Here is a 20,962-nt window from a genome sequence, read left to right on the forward strand (position 1 = left end):
GGCAACGGAGCGCATAGAGTGGCAACAGCCACGTTCTTTCAGTCACGCCGTCGAACACCACCCCCGCCCCCCCCCCCCCCCCCCCCCCCCCCCCCCGCTTCGACGTCTGGGTCTGGATGGCTCCGGCCCAAACCGGTCGCGTTCCAGCCGGGTGGCGTTCCAGTCCAGGTGGTGTCGCGGCCCGGCTGGTGTCGCGGCCGGGCGGGTTCGCGGCCCGGGTGGTGTCGCGGCCGGGCGGGTTCGCGGGCTACCTGGTCAGCGGGTCAGGAGCGCAGGCCGTTGCGACGCAGGATGGCGTCACCGATCACGATGATCAGCAGGGTGGCCGCAAGGCCGATCAGCCAGATGTTCTCGACGTTGCCCCGGTGGTTACCGCACAGCATGAGCAGCAGGGCGGCCGCCACGAGGACAGCGCCGATCCGGCCCGCCTTCCGGTGCCCCGGCTTGTGCTGGTCGGGCGAGGTAACGGGCTCCGACTCAGTTCCGGCCACGTTCGGTCCTTCCTCTTGACACGGATCTGGCCTCAGTCTGGCATGTCGGGATGCCCGGGTTGGCGTAGGGCCCCAGGCCCGCTCCGCCGGTCACCCACCGGCCCGGCCTGCCCGGCCGGCCGTGTCGCGCGCGTCCTGGCCCGTTGTCGTGCGGGTCCGGGCCCTGTTGTCGTGCGCGTCCCGGACCATCCGGTGGCCTCACGGTGGGGCCGATGATCGACTGGACCGGTGGTCCGCCCGTTCGCCGACGTCGCGGGTGGGTCGGCCGGGACGCTCCGGTAGCGTCTGGGGCGGGAGCATCACCTATCGAACGAAGGGGACGGTGCGGTGCGTCTGACCGGTACGGGGCACGCCAGCATGCGGATCGACACGGCCGCGGGCAGCATTCTGTGCGATCCGTGGGTCAATCCGGCCTATTTCGCCTCGTGGTTCCCGTTCCCCGACAATTCCCAGCTCGACTGGGAGGCGCTGGGCCAGACCGACTACCTGTACGTGTCCCACCTGCACCGGGACCACTTCGACGCGGCGCATCTCAAGCGGTACGTGAGCAAGAAGGCCACCGTGCTGCTGCCCGAGTACCCCACCTCCGAGTTGGAGGACGAACTGCGTGAGCTGGGCTTCACCAGCTTCCTGCGGACGAAGACCAACGAGGTGGTCGAGCTCGACGGCGGGCTCAAGGTGATGATCCAGGCGTTGACCAGCCCCACGGACGGGCCGATCGGCGACTCGTCGCTGTGGGTGGAGCACGACGGGGTCCGGCTGCTCAACCAGAACGACGCCCGGCCCACCGACCTGACCACCTTCGCCGAGCTGGGTCACGTACACGCCCACCTGTTGCAGTTCTCCGGCGCCATCTGGTATCCGATGGTCTACGAGTTGCCGACGGCCGCGAAGACCGCGTTCGGTAAGCAGAAGCGGGACCGGCAGTTCGACCGTACCTGGCGGTACATCGACGACCTCAAGGCGTCACACGTCTTTCCGATCGCCGGGCCGCCGTGCTTCCTCGATGACGAGTTGTGGCAGTTCAACGACATCTTCGGGGACGAGGGCAACATCTTCCCGGACCAGTCGGTCTTCATGGCCGAGTACGCGAAGGTCGGCGGCACCAACGGTGTGGTGCTGCTGCCGGGCAGCGTCGCCGAGCTGACCACGGACGGTTGCGAGACCACCCACCCGGTGCCGGTCGACGAGTTCTTCGCGAACAAGGCCGCCCACCTGGCGGAGATGCGTGAGCGCAAGCGGCCGATCATCGAGGCCGAGAAGGCGTCCTGGCGGCACCCCGAGGTGGACGTTCTCAAGGAGATGAAGCGGCGCATCGAGCCGCTGTTGGACGAGTCGCTCTACCTGGCCAAGGGGGTGGGCGGCCCGGTCCGGTTCGACCTCGTGAGCACGGACCACACCGGCGCGGAGACCGTCGAGTCGATCGTGGTGGACTTTCCGGGCAAGCAGGTCCGACCGTACGTCGACGAGAAGGTGCGGTACCGGTTCCGTACCGAGCGGGCGCTGGTCGAGCACCTGCTGTTCACCGGTGAGGTCGACTGGGTGAACTCGCTCTTCCTGTCCTGCCGCTTCTCGGCGGCCCGGATCGGCCAGTACAACGAGTTCGTGTACGCCTTCTTCAAGTGCCTGTCCGAGGAGCGTCTCCAGTACGCCGAGGGCTGGTACGACGAGCACGAGCGGACCAGTGACGCCGAGGACATCAAGCTGGGCGACTGGACCGTGCAGCGGCGCTGTCCGCACCTCAAGGCGGACCTGACCCGGTTCGGCATCGTGGAGGGCGACCAGCTCACCTGCCAGCTGCACGGTTGGCGGTTCGACCTGGTCAGCGGGCGCTGCCTGACCAGCGTCGGGCACAAGATCCGCGCCCACAGGGAGGACCGGTCCGAGGACCGGTCCGAGGACCGGCCCGCCGCCGATCCGGCCGGCTGACCTGCGGCCCGTCGACGGGGCGTTAACAGGGGCCGCTTGCTATACAAAAAGCGATAACAAGATGCCCTTCCTTACCTCAGGTCGGTGAGGATTCGGCGGGCGGCGTTGTGGCCGGCCGCGCCGATCACGCTGCCGGCCGGGTGGCAGCCCGCGCTGCCCGCGTAGAGCCCGTCCAGGCCGGTGGCGTACGGCATGCGGTCGGTGAACGAGACGGTGTTGTCGACGTGGTGGATGTGCCCGCCGGTGATCCCGAAGTGCTCCTCGATCCCGGGTGGGGGCAGGGGGAGGGTGTCGGCCACCAGGTCGGTGGTGCCCGGTGCGTACCGGTCGCAGATCGCCAGCAGCCGGTCGACGTACCCGGGCAGCGCGGTGGCCCAGTCGGTGCCGGCCGGCGCGTACGGCACGGACTGCACGAACAGCGCCGACGAGTGGTGCCCGGCGGGGTCCTGCAACGACGGGTCGACGGTGGTGTGCAGGTACCACTCGATGGTCGGCTCGTCCGGCAACCGGCCGGCCCGCACATCGGCCCACATGCCCCGCAGCGCCGCCATCGGCGATTCCCCACCGTCGGCGGCGCCGGTGTTGCGGGCGGAGCCGGTGCGGGCGCCCCCGGTTGAGCTGGCACCGCCCGGCACCAGCGAGGCCGACCCGGGCAGCAGGTGGATGGTCGAGCCGAACGGGCTGGCCGTGCCCGGGGGCAGGCAGGAGAACCGGGGCAGGTCGGTGAGGGCCAGGTTGAGCTTCAACGTGGTGCCGGGCCGGCGGTTCGCCGCCATCCGCTCGGTGAGGGCCCCCGGCAGCGCGCCGTCGGGCACCAGGTCGAGCAGCCGGTACGGATCGCAGGCGCCGAGCACGACGCCGGCGGCGACCGTACGCCCGTCGGCGAGCGCGACGCCGTCGACCGCACCGCCGTCCAGGGTGATCGCGGCCACCGGGGCGCCGGTGACGATCCGGGCTCCCGCGGCCCGCGCCGCGTCGGCGAAGGTCCGGGACACGGTGCCCATCCCGCCTTCGGCGATCATCCAGGTCCCGTCGGAACCCGGCAGTCTGCACATGTTGTGGACCAGGAAGTTGTGGCCCGTTCCCGGGTCGTCCGGCCCGGCGTTCAACCCGGACAGGCCGTCGGTCACCGCGTACATCGAGACGAGTAGTTCGGAGGAGAAGTCGAACCGGGCCAGGTAGTCGGCCACCGAGCCGCGTACCAGGTCGACGAAGACCTCGCGCAGCGCGGGCCGGACGTACCGGTCGGCGGTCTGGTCCACGGGCAGCGGTTCGGCCAGCCAGGCCGGCGCGAGGTCCGCGCGCAGCGCCGCCAGTTCGGCCTGCATGGCGTCGTCGGCCGCCACGTCGGCGGGGGAGAAGAACGCCGTCAGCTGCTCGCGGGTGGCCGCGCGGTCGGAACCGATCAGCAGGTACGGCGAGCCGACCGGCCCGGGGGTGGGCAGGAAGTAGTGCGGGTCGCGACGCAGCACCGGGATGCGCAGGTCGAGCGTGGCCAGCAACTCGGGTGGCATCAGCCCCAGCAGGTACGACCCGGTGGAGTGCCGCAGTTCGGGCACCTTCGGGAAGGGCCGCTCGGTCCGGGTGGCCCCGCCCAGCACGTCGGCGGCCTCCAGCACCAGCACGTCGAGGCCGGACCGGGCCAGCAGGATGGCCGACACCAGACCGTTGTGACCAGCCCCGATGATCACCACGTCGGCCCGGTCGGGCAGCTCAGCGTCCATGCAGCGGCAGCCTAGCGGCTGTCGGGGGGCCGCGGGGAGTCCTCGTGGGGCTGGGACGAAGTGGCCTGGCCGGCGGGTGGGTCCGGTGGACCGGGGGGAAGGTCCCGCAGCTGACCCGCCAGGCCGGCAAGCTCGACCTCGAACAGCGCTTCCGGTTCGGTGAGCGCCCAGTCGAGGTGGTGGAAGACCTCCATGGCCACCAGCCCGTACAGGCGGGTCCAGCAGGACAGGAAGACGTACGACACCGCCGCCGGAAGGTCACCGTGGGTGCGTCGCAGCAGCGGGCTGAGCCGGTCGCCGAGCTGGCTTTCCAGCAGGTCCCGGGGCGGCGTCGGCAGTCGGCCACGGTCGTGCAGTTCGTGCAGCGGCTGGAGGAAGACGGCGCCCAGCCGGGGCCCCGGCTGGCCGGTGTCGCACTGTTGCATGAACTCCACCATGCCCGGTACCGGCTTGCCGAATATCAGGCTGAACTCGGCCGGATGGCTCACCGACCAGCGCCGGAAGCCGCGGGCCATCGCCAGCAACCGATCGGTGGGGTCGTCACCGGCGGCGTCCCGGGCCGCCTCCACGGTCTGCCGCAGTTCGTCGTAGAAGTCGCCGGCCAGCTCCACCACCAGGGCTTCCAGGCTGGGGAAGTAGCGGTAGATGGCGGGCGCCGTCATGCCCATGTCCCGGGCGATGGCGCGCAGCGACACGGCCTCGGTCCCGCCCTCGATCAGCAGGCGTCGGGCGCCCTGTTTGATCTCCGCGACGGTCGCCGTGCGTAGGCGTTCGCGCCGGGTCGGAGCGGTCACTTTCAGCAGACTCCCCTTGACTGGAGCGAACGCCGTAGTGATAGTTAACGGCGTTCACTTTTCTGAGTGGCTATTACAGGGTACGACCTGGCGCAAGAGCGGGAGAACGAATGTTCGCGTGGTGGGGGCGGCGGGTCGTGCGCTGGCGCTGGACGGTGCTCGCCGCGGCGCTGGTGCTGGTCGCGATCGGCGCGACCTGGGGAGCGGGCGTCTTCGGCGCGCTGACCGGAGCCGGGTTCGACGATCCGGCCAGCGAGTCCAGCCGGGCCGCCGACCGGATCGCCGTGGAACTGGGCCGGCAGGACGCCGACCTGCTCGTGCTGTACTCCAGCGACACGGCGACGGCCGACCAGCCGGCGTTCCGTGACCCGGTGACCGCGACCCTGCGGCAGCTTCGCGAGCGGCCCGAGGTGGCCAGCGTGACAAGCTGGTACGACACGCCGTCGCCCACCCTGCTGTCCCGGGACCGGACCGCCACGTACGCGCTGGTCCGGTTGCGCGCCGCCGACGAGGACGGGCGGTCCGCCGCGTACCGGGCGCTGCGGCCGACCCTCGACGCCCCGGGGGTACGCACCGAGGTCGGCGGCACGGTGCCGTTCCTGCACGCCGCCAACGAGCAGACCACCCGGGACATCACCCGGGCGGAACTGTTCTCCATGCCGGTCCTGCTGGTGCTGCTGGTACTCATCTTCGGCGGACTGGTCGCGGCGGCCACCCCGCTGCTCATCGGCGGCCTCGCCATCCTCGGCGCGTTCGTCGCGGTACGCCTGCTCACCACGATCACCGACGTCTCCGTCTTCGCCATCAACATCATCACGTTGATCGGGCTGGGCATGGCGATCGACTACGCACTGTTCATGGTCAGCCGCTTCCGGGAGGAACTGGCCACGGGCCTGGACACCCCGGCGGCGCTGCGGCGCACGCTGGCCACGGCGGGACGGACCGTGGCGGTCTCCGGCCTCACCATCGCGCTGGCGATGGGCAGCCTGTTGATCTTCCCGCAGACGTTCCTCCGGTCGATGGGCCTCGGCGGGATGGCCGCCGTCCTGGTCGCCATGCTGGCCGCGCTCACCGTGCTGCCGGCCCTGCTGGCCGTGCTCGGCCACCGGATCGACGCGCTGCGCGTACCCCTGCCGCGCCGGCGGCGCTCCGGCGCGACCGACCCGGTGGCCGGCGGCGCCTGGGCCCGGATCGCCCACGCCGTCATGCGCCGGCCGGTGCCGGTGGTGATCGCGGTGGTGGCGTTGCTCGGCGTGCTCGCCGCGCCCTTCCTGCGGATCGAGTTCGGTGGCTTCGACGAGCGGGTGCTGCCGGCCGACTCCGCTCCCCGGCTGGTGACCGAACGCATCCACGCCGAGTTCCCGGGTGCCACCGTCGGCCCGATCGACGTACTGATCTCCGGCGTCCCGGCCGAGCAGACCCGGGCCTTCGCCGCCCGGGTGGGCCAGGTGCCGGGGGTGACCGACGTCCGGGTGGCGGCGAGCCGGGACGGCGCGACCCTGCTGTCCGTGGGCTACTCGGGCGAACCGACCGGAGACGCGGCCCAGGACGCGGTACGGACCATCCGCGACCTGCCGGCCCCGGCCGGTGCCGAGGTGCTGGTGGGCGGCCGGCCCGGCGCCGACCGGGACCTGCTGGACAGCCTGGGCGGTCACCTCCCGTGGATGGCGTTGATCATGGCGTCGGCCACCCTGGTGTTGCTGTTCCTCGCGTTCGGCTCGGTGGTGCTGCCGGTCAAGGCGGTGCTGATGAACATCGTCTCGATCTCGGCGTCGTTCGGCGTGGTGGTCTGGGTGTTCCAGGACGGGCATCTCGCCGACATCCTCGGCTTCACCCCCACCGGGTTCATCGAGCCGAGCAACCCGATCCTCATGCTGGCCGTGCTGTTCGGGCTGGCCACCGACTACGAGGTCTTCCTGCTCTCCCGGGTCCGCGAGGAGTGGGACGCGGGCCGGGACAACACCAGTGCGGTAGCGGTCGGACTCCAGCACACCGGACGGATCATCACGGCCGCGGCGCTGCTGCTGGTCATCGTGGTGGCCGGCTTCGCCACCGGCGGCATGTCGTACATCAAGCTGATCGGGATCGGCATGATCGTGGCGATCGTGGTGGACGCCACGCTGGTCCGGGTGCTGCTCGTGCCGGCCACCATGCGGCTGCTCGGTCGGTGGAACTGGTGGGCGCCCGGCCCGCTCGGTCGGCTGTACCGCCGCTACGGCCTGCGCGAGTCGGACAACGCCGAGACGCCAGCCCCGGGCACGCCGCACACCCCGACGCTGACCGCCCACCGCTGACCACTCAACCGCTGACCGGCCGGAACGCCGGGCACCGCCGTCGACCCGCAGGCAGGCTGACCGGCTGGAGCGCCGATCGGCTGAACGCTGGGCCGCCGCTGACCGTGCCCGACCCCGGCGACCCGTCAAGGGGTGGGTTGGGGATGCGGGGCGGGCGGCGGCGACCCGGTGGTGGCGCGGCTGCGGCGCCAGCGGCTGAGCACCAGCGTGGCCGAATAGCCGGCCAGCACGATGACGTGGAACAGGTACAGCCAGAGCAGCACGGCGACCCCGCCGCCGATCGCGTCGAAGCCGCCGAACGGTACGCCCAGACGCAGCGGCAGCGAGCAGAACAGGATGAACCCGTGCAGGAACCCGGAGAGGTTCGCCGCGGTGAACGAGCCGAGCAGCACCGTGGAGAGCCAGTCCGGCCGGCCGGGACCGACCACCCGGAAAACCCAGACCAGCACCGGGCTGAGCACCAGCCAGACCGCGAGGAACGACAGCACCACGCCGGCGGCGGTGACCAGCCCACCCCGCTGGACCAGTCGGGTGGTCATCGGCAGCACCAGCAGGATCGACATCAGCAGCGCCGGCGCGGGTGCGAGCAGCGGCAGCAACGCCAGCCGGCCCCGCCAGCCGACCAGATTGCCCGGATCGTCCGGCCGGGCCACCGACACGAAGGCCCGGCGCAGTCCCTCGCCGTACAGTGAGGCGGGCAGCAGCGAGGCCAGCGCCAGCCCGGGACTGAGCGACAGGCCAGCGTGTACGAGTGCCTCGGTGGCCCGGTCGGCACCGATCTCGGTGGGCAGGGCCCGGACCGCGTACCCGGTGAGCCGGCTGACCCGCCCGGCGCCGGCGGCCAGGCCGGTCAACCAGATCGCCAGCAGCGCCGCCGGCACCACCGCGATCGCGCCGTAGAACGTGATGGCCGCCGCGTGCAGGGACAGGTCGCGCCCGCGGACCGGTCGGAACGCGGCCGTGATGATTCGTCTCGCCTGCCGCCACCCGTCGCCCACCCCGACCTCCTTCCCACTCCTGCCCTCCGCCACGCCTCGACCACCGACCTGTAAGGAAGGGCCCCCTGTTATCGCTTTCCGATGTAGCGGGGCCCCTTCTTAACGTGCGATGCGTCGGCGGGGCACCGCGTCGGAGTCCGGGCCGGTAGCCTCTCCGGCTCGTGCGGATCGAATTCACCCACGCCCACGATCGGGCGTACCTCCGGAAGATGATCTCGGCGGGCGGCCGGCCCATCCGGATCCTGTACCTGGCCGTCGGCGCCTGGCTGCTCGTTCTCGGAGTGCTCTTCCTGGTGGCCGAGGCACCCTGGTCGGGACCGCTTGGCCTGCTGACGATCGGGGTGGGCGTCGGCCTGATGCTCCGGGCACCACTCCAGGTCACCCGGCTCCTGCGCGGACTACCGCCCGCGGCCTTCGAGCCCCGTACCTACCTGCTCGATGACGAGGGGCTGAGCTGGCGCTCCCCGGACGCCCACGGGGGCGCGCGGTGGAGCGCCGTGAACGCGGTCGAGACCCGGCCGTACGCCTACGTGTTGTGGCGGCGGCGTCCGTACCTGGTGGCCGACATTCCGCGGCCGGCCCTGACCGCCGAGCAGGACCGGGAGTTGGCGGCCTTCCTTGCCAACCTGCCCACGGGAGGGCTCCCGCCGCAGCCGGCGGCCAGGGCCCCGGAAGCAGGGCAGGCACTGGGTTCGCCGGCCATGCCGGGCCCGCCGGTAGTACCGGGTCCGCGGGCCGAGACGCCGGGCTCCCGTCCGGAGCCGGGTCCCGGGACGGTACGGCCGCCAGTGCCCTGAGCGGTACGCCCACGGGTTCGCCGGGGCCGGTTCGCCGGTGTTTCGCTCCGGTGCGACAGGCGCGTGGCTGGCCCCCGACGTTCGTGATGCGCGAGCCGTTCGAGTCCTCGATCGACCCCGGTGACCTGCTGGACGACGAGCCGGTACAGGACGACGGGGAGGACATGAGTCCTCCGGCAAGCTCTCAGGGCAGTGGCACATCGTGCGAAACGCTCGCGCTGGCCCCTCCCTGGCTAGGCTGACGGCGAGCAGGCTTTCCGGCGCAAGGGGGTGAGGCGGGTGGCGCATTTCGTGGTGGCGTCAGAGCCGGATTCAGGTCCGAGCGTGGAGCCCGAGCGATCGTTCGACGTTCTGGCCCGGCGCGACGAGCCGTGGACCGCCGATCTCGCCCTCCGGCTGTTACCGGAGACCAACGCCCCCCGGGTCGAGGTCCTGAGCGGAAGCGTGATCCTGACACCACATGCCGGATTCGACCACCAGAGCGCTGAACTTGATCTGGCCTACCTGCTCAAGCAGGCGGCTCGCCGGGCCGGGCTCTGGTTGTTCCACAAGGTGAACATCACTTCGGGTGACGACTTGTTCATCCCCGACCTGGTTGTGCTCTCCCGCCCCGCTGGCGGTCGAACGGCCATGGACATCTCTGCCGCCGTGTTGCTGGGCGAGATCGTCTCTCCCGGCAACCGGCGGAAGGACGTCATCGACCGGCCTCGGGAGTACGCCGTCGCTGGCGTTCCCTATTTCATGCGGGTCGACCTGCGAAAGCGGGTGCCCGCCATCGCGCTCTTCGAGCTGAGCGAGGGGGAGTATCGGCCGATGGTCGCGGCGGTCGCGGGAACCATGTTCGTCATGCGTGAACCGTTCGCCTTCTCGATCGACCCGGGTGACCTGCTACCCGAGGAAGCCAAGCCGGGCGACGGTGCGGACCAGATCTGAACCTCCCAGCCGGTGCTCAGGGACGGTCGGGGACAATGACCCGGTGAATGCTCCCCGGGACATCGTGCTGCTCGGTTCGACCGGTTCGGTCGGCACCCAGGCGATCGACATCGTCCGGCGCAACCCGGACCGGTTCCGGGTGGTCGCGCTCGGTGCCGGTGGCGGCAACGTGGAACTGCTCGCCGCGCAGGCGCTGGAGCTCGGGGTGGACGCCGTGGGGGTGGCCCGGGCGTCGGCCGCACAGGATCTCCAACTCGCCTTCTACGCCGAGGCGCAGCAGCGTGGTTACCCCAGTGGGGGTTTCCGGATTCCCAAGATCCTGGCCGGCCCGTCGGCGATGAGCGAGTTGGCCGAGTGGCCGTGTGACATCGTCCTGAACGGGGTGGTCGGCTCGCTCGGGCTGGCGCCCACCCTGGCCGCGCTGCGCGCCGGACGTACCCTCGCGTTGGCCAACAAGGAGTCGCTGGTGGCCGGCGGCCCGCTGGTCAAGGCCGCGGTGACCCGGCCGGGGCAGATCGTTCCGGTCGATTCCGAGCACTCGGCGTTGGCCCAGTGCCTGCGCTCGGGCAGCCGACCCGAGGTGCGCCGACTGATCGTCACGGCCAGCGGCGGGCCGTTCCGGGGTCGGCGCCGGGACGAGTTGACGAACGTCACCCCCGAACAGGCGCTGGCCCACCCGACCTGGAACATGGGCCAGGTCGTCACGATCAACTCGGCCACCATGGTCAACAAGGCGCTCGAGGTGATCGAGGCACACGAGCTGTACGACGTGCCCTATCCGGACATCACCGTGATGATCCACCCGACCTCGGTGATCCACTCCATGGTCGAGTTCGCGGACGGCTCCACGATCGCCCAGGCCAGCCCGCCGGACATGCGGTTGCCGATCGCGGTGGCGCTGGGCTGGCCGGACCGGGTGCCGGGGGCCGCCACCGCGGTGGACTGGACGCGGAGCCACACCTGGGAGTTCGCGCCGCTGGACGACGAGGCGTTTCCGGCGGTCGCCCTGGCCAAGGCGGCCGGCGAGGCGGGCCAGTGCCGACCGGCCATCTACAACGCGGCGAACGAGGAGTGCGTGGCCGCCTTCGTGGCCGGCCGGCTACCGTTTCTCGGCATCGTGGACACCCTCGCGCGGGTCCTCGAAGCCAGTCCGGATTTTGGTGAACCGGGTACCGTCGACGAAGTGCTCGCCGCCGAGTCCTGGGCGCGGGCGTACGCGCAGGAGATCATCGCGGAGGCGGTGGAGGGAGCTTGATGCTGTACCTGCTCGGGGTGGTCGTCATTGCCCTGGGGATCCTCGTATCGGTGAGCCTGCACGAGGCCGGGCACATGCTCACGGCCAAGGCTTTCGGGATGAAGGTCACCCGCTACTTCGTCGGTTTCGGGCCGACGCTCTGGTCGTTCCGCCGGGGTGAGACCGAGTACGGCGTGAAGGGGATCCCGCTCGGCGGCTTCTGCAAGATCGTCGGGATGACACCGCAGGACGACGACGTGGACCCGGCCGACCAACCACGAGCGATGTGGCGTTTCCCGGTGTGGAAGCGGACCATCGTGATGGCCTCCGGTTCCGCCACCCACTTCGCGTTGGCGCTGGTGGCGACCTGGTTCGCGGCGATCTTCGTGGGCCTGCCCAACCCGGCCGCCCCGCAGACCGAGGCGGACTTCCAACGCGAGCCGTCGGTGATCGCCCTGGCCTCGTGCGTCGTGCCGGACAACACCAACCGGGCGTGCGCGCCCGGCGACCCGGCCAGCCCGGCAGTCAGCGGCAAGCTGCGCGACGGCGACCGGGTCACCTCGTTCGCCGGCCAGCCGGTCAGCACCTACGGCGACCTGGTCGAGGCGATCCGGAAGGCCAAGCCGGGGACCACCACCCAGGTCGGTTACGTCCGCGACGGCCAACCCGGCACCGCGACGGTCACCCTGGGCGAGACCCGGCGGCCACCGGTGGGGGACCCGAAGGGCGCCGTCGGCCCGGTCGCCGCGCTGGGCGTCACGCTCCAGGTGAGTACGCCGGCGACCGTCACCTACGGGCCGGGCGAGGCGTTCGGCGCCACCGCACGGTTCACCGGCAACATGGCGGTGGCCACCGCCCAGGCGCTCCAGCGGATCCCGGAGAAGGTGCCGGCGCTGATCTCCGCGATCGGCGGCGGTGAGCGGGACGCGGACTCGCCGGTCAGCGTGGTCGGCGCCAGCCGGTTGGGCGGCGAGGCGCTGCAACACGGCGTCTGGCAGCTGCTGGTCTTCCTGTTCATCTCGCTGAACTTCTTCGTCGGCGTGTTCAACCTGCTGCCGCTGCTGCCGGTGGACGGCGGCCACATCGCGATCGCCTGGTTCGAGCGCGTCCGGTCCTGGATCTATGCGAAGCTGAACCGGCCGGATCCGGGCCGCGTCGACTATCTGAAGTTGATGCCCTTCACGTACGCGGTGATCCTGGTCGGTGGTGCGTTCACGCTGCTGACCATCACCGCGGACGTCGTCAATCCGATCACGCTCTTTTCGAGGTGAGTGACATCGTGACCACTGTCAGTCTGGGTATGCCCGCCGTGCCGGCGCCGCCGCTGGCCCCGAGGCGGGCCAGCCGGCAGATCATGGTTGGCTCGGTGCCGGTCGGTGGTGGCGCGCCGGTTTCGGTCCAGTCGATGACCACCACGTTGACCGCCGATGTCAACTCGACCCTCCAGCAGATCGCCGAGCTGACGGCCGCCGGTTGCCAGATCGTCCGGGTGGCCGTACCGAGCCAGGACGACGTGGAGGCGTTGCCGGCCATCGCCAAGAAGTCGCAGATCCCGGTGATCGCCGACATCCACTTCCAGCCGAAGTACGTCTTCGCCGCGATCGACGCCGGTTGCGCCGCGGTGCGGGTGAACCCGGGCAACATCCGGCAGTTCGACGACAAGGTCAAGGAGATCGCCAAGGCCGCCGGTGACGCGCGGGTGCCGATCCGCATCGGGGTGAACGCCGGTTCGCTGGACAAGCGACTGCTGGCCAAATACGGCAAGGCCACCGCCGAGGCGCTGGTCGAGTCGGCGCTGTGGGAGTGCTCGCTGTTCGAGGAGCACGGCTTCCGGGACATCAAGATCTCGGTGAAGCACAACGACCCGGTGGTGATGATCCGGGCGTACCGGCAGCTGGCCGAACGGTGCGACTATCCGCTGCACCTGGGGGTGACCGAGGCGGGTCCGGCGTTCCAGGGCACCGTGAAGTCGGCGGTTGCCTTCGGCGCGCTGCTGGCCGAGGGGATCGGCGACACGATCCGGGTGTCGCTGTCGGCGCCGCCGGTCGAGGAGATCAAGGTCGGCGCGGCGATCCTGGAGTCGTTGGGCCTGCGGGAGCGGGGCTTGGAGATCGTCTCCTGCCCGTCCTGCGGCCGGGCCCAGGTGGATGTCTACACGCTGGCCGAGCAGGTCACCGCCGGTCTCGAGGGACTGCCGGTGCCGCTGCGGGTGGCCGTCATGGGCTGCGTGGTGAACGGTCCCGGTGAGGCCCGCGAGGCCGACCTCGGCGTCGCCTCCGGCAACGGCAAGGGTCAGATCTTCGTCCGCGGCCAGGTCATCAAGACCGTCCCCGAGGGACAGATCGTGGAGACCCTGATCGAGGAGGCGCTTCGGCTCGCCGACGAGATGGGCGCCGAGCTGCCCGAGGAACTGCGCGACCTGGTGACCGGGCCAACCGTCACGGTCCACTGAGCTTCGACGTGCGGGCCGTGCTGGCCCGCCGTCCCCGGCTCCGGGCGGTCAGCTTTGTGGGTGGGTGGTGGCCCGCCGTCCCCAGCTCCGGGCGGTCAGGTTTGTGGGTGGGTGGGTGGTGGCCCGCCGTCCCCAGCTACGGGCGGTCAGGCTTGATCCCTTCGCTGGGGACGGCGGGCCACCACCCGTGCTGGGTACGGTGGGTCGCCACCGTGGGCGGATCTGGTGTTTTGCGGGGCGTTGAGGTCCGTCCGGCGCCCCCGAGCCGCCGGACGGACCTCGGGCGTCAATCGGACTCGGCGAGGATGGCGTAGAGCTTGCGCCGGGTCTCGTCGAGTACCTGGGCGGCACGTTCCCGCTGGTCGTCGGTGCCGGTCTGCATGACCTGTCGGAGCGCGTCCATCGCCTGGAAGCCGGACTGGCGGATCTCGTGCCAGCTGTTCACCGTGCCCTCGGCGAACTCCCCCCAGGGCGGGGTCTCAGCGGCCTGCGCCGCCTCCGCGCTGCCGGCCTCGGTGAGCGCGAACCGCTTCCGGCCGCCACCCGACGCCTCCGTGGTCGCCGCGATCAGGCCCTCGTCCTCCAACAGCTGGAGCGTCGGATAGACGGAACCCGGACTGGGCCGCCAGGCGCCGCCCGTGCGGGAACCCAGCTCCTGGATCATCTCGTAGCCGTGCATGGGCCGCTCGGTGAGCAGCGCCAGCACCGCCGTGCGGACACTGGCCCGGCGGCCTCGTCCGCGACCGCGCCGACCAGGCCCGAACGCGCCGCCCGAGCCGGCGTGCGGTCCGCCCATACCGCCCGGCGGGAAGCCGGGAAAGCCGGGAAAGCCGAAGCCGCGCATCCGTGCCTCGTGCGGGCCGGCCATGCCGTGGAAGCCCCGATGGAACATGATGGTCCCCTTCCTGGTGGACTATCGCCGATGCATTGACGATATATCGGGAACGCATCGGCGACAAGTCGAGTGATGCCAGCCACATCGACTTCATAAACCGTACGTACGTATTGTTTGATCGACGGCATGCGCCTGCTTCCCCCTCCCGGTCCCACCCGGCTGCTCGCCATCGCCACCGGCGTGAACACCGCGGGTCGCGGTGTCTGGCTCACCGCGAGCGCGTTGTTCCTGACCAGAGCGGCGGGGCTGACCGCCACCCAGGTGGGCGTCGGTCTCTCGGTCGCGGCTCTGGTCAACCTGGTCGCCAGCGCTCCCATGGGCTATCTGGCGGACCGGTACGGCCCACGCGGCATCCAGGTGGGCGCCCTGCTCACCTCCGGGCTGTTCAGCGTCGCCCTGATCACGGTCCGGTCGTTGCCGATGTTCATCCTGATCGCCACCGGTTCGGCACTGGCCGATGCCGCGTACAAGGGGGCACGTGGCGCGGTCATCGCCGGGGCGGTGCCGGCCACCGAGCGGGTGTACACCCGGGCCTACCTGCGCGCGGTGACCAACGTCGGCATCTCGTTCGGTGCCGTGGCGGCCGGGTTCGGGATCGCCGCCGACACCCGGCAGGCGTACGTCGCGCTGATCCTCGTCGACGCCGCCAGCTTCGTGGCGGCGGCCCTCGTGCTGACCCGACTCACCCCCATCCCACCGGTGCCGGCGCCCACGCACGGACCCCGGCTGGTGGCACTGCGGGACCGGCCGTTCCTGGCCTTCACGCTCCTCGACGGGCTGATGTCGATGCACTTCGGGCTGATCAACATCGCCCTGCCGCTGTGGATAGCCGGCCACACGAGCGCGCCCCGGTGGCTCGTCTCGGCACTGATGCTGATCAACACCGTGATGGTGGTGCTGTTCCAGGTGCGCGCGTCCCGGGGCACAGAGGACGTTCCGGGAGCCGCCCGGGCCTCCCGACGGGCGGGGGTGGCGATCGCCGTGGCGTGCGCGCTGTTCGCGGCGAGCGGGGCGGTTCCCACCGGAGCGGCCGTGCTGCTCCTGCTGTGCGGCGCGCTGGTACACGTGCTCGGTGAACTGTGGCAGTCCGCCGCTGGCTGGGGAATCTCCTTCGGGCTGGCTCCCGAGCACGCGCACGGGCAGTACCAGGGCGCCTACGCCATGGGCAACCAGCTCGGTGGCATGCTCGCGCCGATGGTGGTCACCACCCTGGCCATCGGGCTGGGGGAACCGGGATGGCTGCTCCTCGGTGTCCTGTTCGCGCTGCTCGGGACGCTGGTCCCGCCGGTGAGCGGGTGGGCGCTGCGAACCCGTGCCGCCGGGTCCGGCCGGGAGGCGGCGCCCGTCGCCGGAGTAGGTGACGCCGGTCGAGCCGCTTGATCGCAACGGATCTGGCAGGCTGGTAGGCGTGCTGACTGTTCCGGTGCGCCAACTGGGAGAGGCCGAACGGCCGGCGGTCGAGCGGATCCTCGACCGGGATCCGTACGCGGCGGCGCAGGTGACCGAGCGGGTGGCGGCCCGTGGCCTGTCCTGGTGGCGCGCGGACGGGCGGATCCTCGGGTACGGCGGTCGCCGGCAGGTCGAGTCGCTGTGCTGGTTGGGTGGGCATCTCACCCCGGTGCTCGCCTCACCGTCGGCGGTGGCCGCCTTCGCCGACCAGTTGGGCGGTGAGGACCGTACCTGCTCATCGATAGTGGGGCAGGCGGACGCCGTGCTGGGACTGTGGGACCGGCTTGCCGACCGCTGGGGTCCCGCCCGCGACGTACGCCCGAATCAACCGCTGCTGGCCACCGAGGCTGAGGCGCCGATCGAGCCCGACCCACGGGTACGGCTGGTCCGCACCGGGGAGGTGGACCGGCTCTTTCCCGCGGCGGTGGCCATGTACACCGAGGAGGTCGGGGTGTCGCCCCTGGCCGACGACGGCGGGCGCAGCTACCGGAGGCGGGTGCACGAGCTGGTCCGGGCCCGCCGGGCGTACGCGCGGTTCGACGGCGACAAGGTGGTGTTCAAGGCCGAGTTGGCGGTGGTCACCAGCCGTACCGCGCAGGTGCAGGGCGTCTGGGTCGCGCCGGAGTGGCGCGGCCGGGGGATCGCCGCGGCCGCCATGGCCGCCGTCGTCCGGGACGCGCTGGCCCGGGTCGCGCCCTCGGTCAGCCTGTACGTCAACGACTACAACACCGCGGCCCGCCGGGTCTACGCGCGCTGCGGCTTCCGTTCGGTGGGCACCTTCGCCACCGTGCTCTTCTGAGTCACCGTGCTTTTCTGAGCGGAAGGCGCCCCTCCGCCACCGCGCCCGGCGCGAAATTGCGTTGATGATCGGCGCTCGGCGTCGCAGGCTGGGGGCTCACCGCAATCTTCCGGGGGGACCCACCGATGCGTCTGCTTCGTGATCTGTGGGTCACCTCGCCCCGCCGAACGGCCCTGGTGGCCTGCCTGATCCTGCTCGGCGCGGGCGGTCAGGCGGCCGCCTCGGCGCTGGCCGGGCCGGTGCTGCTGCGTCACTCCACGGTGTTCTTCGGGTTGCTCGCCATCGCCCTGGTCGCCGCGGTCGCGAGCGATTTCGCGGTCGGCCTGATCACGGCGGGCCTGACCGCCGACTGGGCCGCCGACGTACGCCGCCGGCTGTGTCGGGTGGCCCTCGGGCAGGACCTGCCCACCCTGGAGACCACCCCGGTCGGCGAGCTGCTGGACCGGATCGACGGTGACGTCTACCAGGTCGCCTCCGAGCTGCGGGGTACGGGCGTACGGCTCGCCCAGTCGATAAGCGTGGCCGTGCTGTCGGTGGTCATCGCGATCGGGGTCTGGTGGCCGGCCGGGCTGGCGATGCTGGTGCTCGCCGCCGTGCTCGCCGTCGGGCTGCGCAAGCCGACCGGCCGCATCGGCCCGCTGCGGATGGCCGAGGAGGAGAGCTGGTCCGACCTGGCGGCGGTGATGGAGGAGTCCATCCACGGCCAGGACGACGTGCGGACCAGCCTGGCCCGACCGTACGTGCTGCGGCTGTACGCCCAACGGGCCAGCCGGGTGCTGTCCCGGGGACGTCGGGTGTGGCACATGACGGCCCGGGTCACCACGATCGCCGGGACCGTCACCCGGGGCGGCATCATTCTGGTCGTCCTCGGTGGAGCCTGGGCGTTGGCCACCGGGCGGGTCGACGCCGCCCGGCTGACCGCGATCTGGCTGCTGGTGATCGCCTTCGGCGCGACCATCGAGCACGTCAGCCGGATGGTGCCGGAGTTGCAGTACGCGCTCGGCGCGTGGGGCCGGGTGCAGTTGTTGCAGGGCAGTCGGCAGGAACCCACCGGCGGGGCCAGCCCGGTCGAGGGTGACCTGGTGCTGCGCGACCTCACGTTCGGCTATCAGACGCCCGGATCGGACGACGAGCGTGGCCCGGCGCTGCGGGACGTGTGCCTGACGTTCGCGCCGGGCCGGTCGTACGCGCTGATCGGGCGGACCGGCTCGGGCAAGTCGACGCTCACCAAGCTGCTCACCCGGGCCGTCGACGTGCCGCGTGGCACGGTCTTCCTGGCCGGTACCGACGTGCTGGACCTGGACATCGAACTGTTGCGCCGGTGGATCGCCGTGGTGCCGCAACGCACCGAGATCCTCGCCGGCACGGTGGCCGAGAACGTCGCCTTGTTCGACCCCGACCTGCTGGACGCCGCCGCTCGGGCCATCGCCGAACTGGGCCTGGACGCCTGGCTGGCCGAGCTGCCGGACGGGATCAACACCCGGCTCGGTGAGGGTGGCCACGTGCTCTCCGCCGGCCAGGAGCAGTTGGTGGCGTTCGCCCGCATCCTGGTCCGCGACCCTCGGGTGGTGATCCTCGACGAGGCCACCGCCCGGCTCGACCCGGTCACCGAGGCCCGGGTGCAGCGCGCCACCGAACGGCTGCTGGTGGGCCGGATCGGCATCGTGATCGCGCACCGGCTCTCCTCGGTACGCCGCTGCGACGAGGTGGTCGTACTGGCTGACGGACGGGTACTGGAGGCCGGACCGCTGCGCGAGTCCGAGCGGTTCGCCCGGTTGCTGGCCACCAGCCACGCCAGCGCGTACGCGACGGTGGGAGCGGAACCGGCGGGCGCCGGAACCGACCTGCTGACCGCCCCCGACGACATCGGGTCGCTCTGGCCCACGACGGACCCGGTCGGCGGCTTGGCCGGCCCGGTCGCGGCCGGCCTGGTCGCGGCGGGGCCGTCGGATGGGTCCGGAGCGTCGGGTGGGTCCGGAGCGTCGGACGGGTCCGGGTCACCGTCGGATGGGTCCGGGCCGTCGGATGGGTCCGGGTCACCGTCGACCCACGAGTCGGCCAGGGCGACGACGGCGAAGGTCGACCCGCCACCCCTGCCGCCCCCGGCCCGGGCCCGGACGATGCGGGAGATCCTCCGGCTGGTGACGAACGACGCCCGGTACGGCCTCGGCGCGGTGGCGTTCTTCCTGGTACTGGTGCTGCTCGGCCTGGACGGGTCGGTGCTGCCCTGGCTGTGGGCGGATCTGGTCGACGGTGTGGACGGGCCGCTGTGGCCGGCCGTGGGCATCGTGGCCGCCCTGGTCGTCACGCTGCCGACGCCCTGGTACACCAACAAGTGGTTCCCGGAGTGGTGGGTCCGGCAGATGCTGCGGATCAGCCTGCGCCTGGTACACGGCCAGACCGGGCCACGCCGGGTCAGCAAGCACACCCCGGCCGAGGTGGTCGCACAGGGCGGGGACACCGAACGGGTGGTACAGCTCGCCGACAACATCGTCGACCAGATCGCCTGCGTGTTCATCCTGGTCGGGATGATCCTGGTCGCCGGGTCGGTCGTACCGGCGCTGTTCTTCGCCGGCACGATGCTGGTGTCCGGGCTCGCGGCCACGCTGTTCGGACCCCGGCTGGAGCGGCTGGCCCGGCAGACCGTGAAGGCGCGGGCCGCGTTCGCCACCGCCCTGGTGTCGTCGCTGTCCGCGGCCCGGACGGTGAAGCTGGCCGGCGCGACCGGACCGGTCCTGGACCACCTGGCCCGGCTCGACCTCGTCCGCAGCGACCGGCAGCGGCGGGAGATCTCGGTACAGGTGCTGGCCCGGTCGACGCCGTCCATGATGAGTGGGCTGCTGCCGATCGGGGCGTGGGCGCTGTTCCTGACCGGCGGGTTGTCCGCCGGCGGCACCCTGGTGGTGGTGTCCACGCTGGGCGCGGCCCGCTGGTTCGCCTGGACGACCGCGTCGCTGATCTCACAACTGCCCTCGGCCCGGGTCTGGACCCGGCGGACCGTGGAGATGTCCGGGGTGGCCGCGTACTCGGCGCCGGTGCCCGGCGTGGACATCTCCGCCGGCACCGCGCCCGCCCCGGCCACGGCACCGCGACACCCGCTGCGCCGGCTGGAACTCGACGGCTTCACCGTCGTACACGAGGACGGCACGGTCGCGGTACGGGACGTCGACCTGAGCGTGCGCCGGGGTCAGCTCGTGCTGGTGGTCGGGCCGGTCGGCGCCGGCAAGTCGTCGTTGCTGCGCGCGCTCGCCGGGATCGTCCACCACACCGGCGCGCTGCGCTGGAACGGGGAACTGGTCACCGAGCCCGAACTGTTCCTGCGGCCGAACCAGGTCGGGTACGTCGGACAGCTGCCCCGGGTACTGTCCGGCACCGTCGCCGAGAACGTCGCGCTGGGCCATCCGGTGGACGCGGCGGACGCGGTCTCGACGGCACAGCTGGATCATGACCTGGCGGCGGCCGGCGGCGGGCTCGGACTGCTGATCGGGCACAAGGGCACCCGGCTGTCCGGCGGCCAGTTGCAGCGGCTGGCGCTGGCCCGCGCGCTGGCACCGCGTACCGAGCTGTTGGTGGCCGACGACGTGTCGTCGGCGCTGGACGTCACGACGGAGCTGGACCTCTGGCGGGCCCTGCGCCGACACGGCGTCACGGTGGTCGGCTCGACCTCGAAGCGGGCGGCGCTCAGCCAGGCCGACCGGGTGGTGGTGCTGATCGGCGGCCGGGCCGTGGCCCAGGGCCGGTGGGACGAACTGGCGGACGAGTGGGGACACCTGGCCGGCTGACCGACCCGGTTCGCGGCCTCCGCCTCGGCCCCAGCCTGACCACAGCCTCCGCCTGACCACGACCTTGGCCTGGTCGCGGCCTCGCCCCGGCCTCGGCCTGACCTCGGCCCCAGCCCCGCCTGGTCCCGGCTTCCGCCTGGTCCCGGCTTCCGCCTGCTTGCGGCCCTTGGCCTGGTCGCGGTCTCGGCCTGACCTTGACCTTGCGACGGTCTCGGCCTGGCCACGGCCTCGGCCTGCCTGCGGCCCTTGGCCTGGTCGCGGTCTCGGGTCAGGCTCGGCGCCCCGGTTCGGGCCTCGGCCGATCCCGGGACGTGGGGGGGGGGGGGGGGGGGGGGGGGGGGGGGGGGCGTGGGGGAGAGGGAGACAGAAGGGAACAAACAACCGCGCAGAG

Annotated in this window: 15 protein-coding genes; 10 read left to right on the forward strand and 5 right to left on the reverse strand. The window is 71.7% G+C overall.

The window, feature by feature from the left end:
* Positions 1-263 precede the first annotated feature (263 nt).
* Positions 264-491, reverse strand: coding sequence for a DUF2631 domain-containing protein (locus tag ACXN5W_RS28110; RefSeq protein ID WP_473161401.1), 228 nt, complete (start codon positions 489-491; stop codon positions 264-266).
* 327 nt (positions 492-818) lie between these two features.
* Here ACXN5W_RS28110 and ACXN5W_RS28115 point away from each other — a divergent pair, with 327 nt between their 5' ends.
* On the forward strand, positions 819-2,420 hold the full coding sequence (locus tag ACXN5W_RS28115; protein WP_473161402.1) for a Rieske 2Fe-2S domain-containing protein: 1,602 nt from the start codon (positions 819-821) through the stop codon (positions 2,418-2,420).
* Positions 2,421-2,491: 71 nt separating this feature from the next.
* On the opposite strand, the gene ACXN5W_RS28120 is transcribed toward ACXN5W_RS28115, so the two are convergent.
* Positions 2,492-4,144 carry a phytoene desaturase family protein gene (locus ACXN5W_RS28120; protein WP_473161403.1) on the reverse strand — a complete coding sequence of 551 codons (1,653 nt, stop codon included), beginning with the start codon at positions 4,142-4,144 and terminating at the stop codon, positions 2,492-2,494.
* Positions 4,145-4,155: 11 nt separating this feature from the next.
* Positions 4,156-4,938 (reverse strand): TetR/AcrR family transcriptional regulator, encoded by a 783-nt coding sequence (locus tag ACXN5W_RS28125; protein ID WP_473161404.1) that lies wholly within the window; start codon positions 4,936-4,938, stop codon positions 4,156-4,158.
* Between the two features lie 110 nt (positions 4,939-5,048).
* Between ACXN5W_RS28125 and ACXN5W_RS28130 the strand changes: the two genes are divergently transcribed.
* Complete coding sequence (locus ACXN5W_RS28130; RefSeq protein WP_473161405.1) at positions 5,049-7,232, forward strand: MMPL family transporter; 2,184 nt, start codon at positions 5,049-5,051, stop codon at positions 7,230-7,232.
* A 125-nt stretch (positions 7,233-7,357) separates the two neighbouring features.
* On the opposite strand, the gene ACXN5W_RS28135 is transcribed toward ACXN5W_RS28130, so the two are convergent.
* Positions 7,358-8,230: a YhjD/YihY/BrkB family envelope integrity protein gene (locus ACXN5W_RS28135; RefSeq protein ID WP_473161406.1), complete on the reverse strand. Its 873-nt coding sequence runs from the start codon at positions 8,228-8,230 to the stop codon at positions 7,358-7,360.
* 161 nt (positions 8,231-8,391) lie between these two features.
* On the opposite strand from ACXN5W_RS28135, the gene ACXN5W_RS28140 reads away from it, so the two are divergent.
* From ACXN5W_RS28140 to ispG, 5 genes are all read left to right on the forward strand, one after another.
* Positions 8,392-9,027 carry a YcxB family protein gene (locus ACXN5W_RS28140; protein ID WP_473161407.1) on the forward strand — a complete coding sequence of 212 codons (636 nt, stop codon included), beginning with the start codon at positions 8,392-8,394 and terminating at the stop codon, positions 9,025-9,027.
* Positions 9,028-9,351: 324 nt separating this feature from the next.
* The gene (locus tag ACXN5W_RS28145; protein ID WP_473161408.1) at positions 9,352-9,960 is read left to right on the forward strand and encodes a Uma2 family endonuclease; all 609 of its coding nucleotides are present in this window, start codon (positions 9,352-9,354) and stop codon (positions 9,958-9,960) included.
* 43 nt (positions 9,961-10,003) lie between these two features.
* Positions 10,004-11,215: a 1-deoxy-D-xylulose-5-phosphate reductoisomerase gene (gene dxr / locus ACXN5W_RS28150; RefSeq protein WP_473161409.1), complete on the forward strand. Its 1,212-nt coding sequence runs from the start codon at positions 10,004-10,006 to the stop codon at positions 11,213-11,215.
* Complete coding sequence (locus tag ACXN5W_RS28155; RefSeq protein ID WP_473161410.1) at positions 11,215-12,465, forward strand: M50 family metallopeptidase; 1,251 nt, start codon at positions 11,215-11,217, stop codon at positions 12,463-12,465. The genes dxr and ACXN5W_RS28155 overlap by 1 nt, the downstream gene beginning before the upstream one ends.
* An 8-nt stretch (positions 12,466-12,473) precedes the next feature.
* Complete coding sequence (ispG, locus tag ACXN5W_RS28160; protein ID WP_473161411.1) at positions 12,474-13,646, forward strand: flavodoxin-dependent (E)-4-hydroxy-3-methylbut-2-enyl-diphosphate synthase; 1,173 nt, start codon at positions 12,474-12,476, stop codon at positions 13,644-13,646.
* 286 nt (positions 13,647-13,932) lie between these two features.
* On the opposite strand, the gene ACXN5W_RS28165 is transcribed toward ispG, so the two are convergent.
* The gene (locus ACXN5W_RS28165; protein WP_473161412.1) at positions 13,933-14,538 is read right to left on the reverse strand and encodes a PadR family transcriptional regulator; all 606 of its coding nucleotides are present in this window, start codon (positions 14,536-14,538) and stop codon (positions 13,933-13,935) included.
* 129 nt (positions 14,539-14,667) lie between these two features.
* On the opposite strand from ACXN5W_RS28165, the gene ACXN5W_RS28170 reads away from it, so the two are divergent.
* From ACXN5W_RS28170 to ACXN5W_RS28180, 3 genes are all read left to right on the forward strand, one after another.
* Positions 14,668-15,921, forward strand: a complete 1,254-nt coding sequence (locus ACXN5W_RS28170) for an MFS transporter (protein WP_473161413.1) — start codon at positions 14,668-14,670, stop codon at positions 15,919-15,921.
* Between the two features lie 28 nt (positions 15,922-15,949).
* On the forward strand, positions 15,950-16,789 hold the full coding sequence (locus ACXN5W_RS28175; protein WP_473161414.1) for a GNAT family N-acetyltransferase: 840 nt from the start codon (positions 15,950-15,952) through the stop codon (positions 16,787-16,789).
* Between the two features lie 125 nt (positions 16,790-16,914).
* Positions 16,915-20,571 (forward strand): ATP-binding cassette domain-containing protein, encoded by a 3,657-nt coding sequence (locus tag ACXN5W_RS28180; protein ID WP_473161415.1) that lies wholly within the window; start codon positions 16,915-16,917, stop codon positions 20,569-20,571.
* Positions 20,572-20,962: the final 391 nt, after the last annotated feature.

The sequence above is a fragment of the Plantactinospora sp. A48 genome (assembly GCF_055793945.1).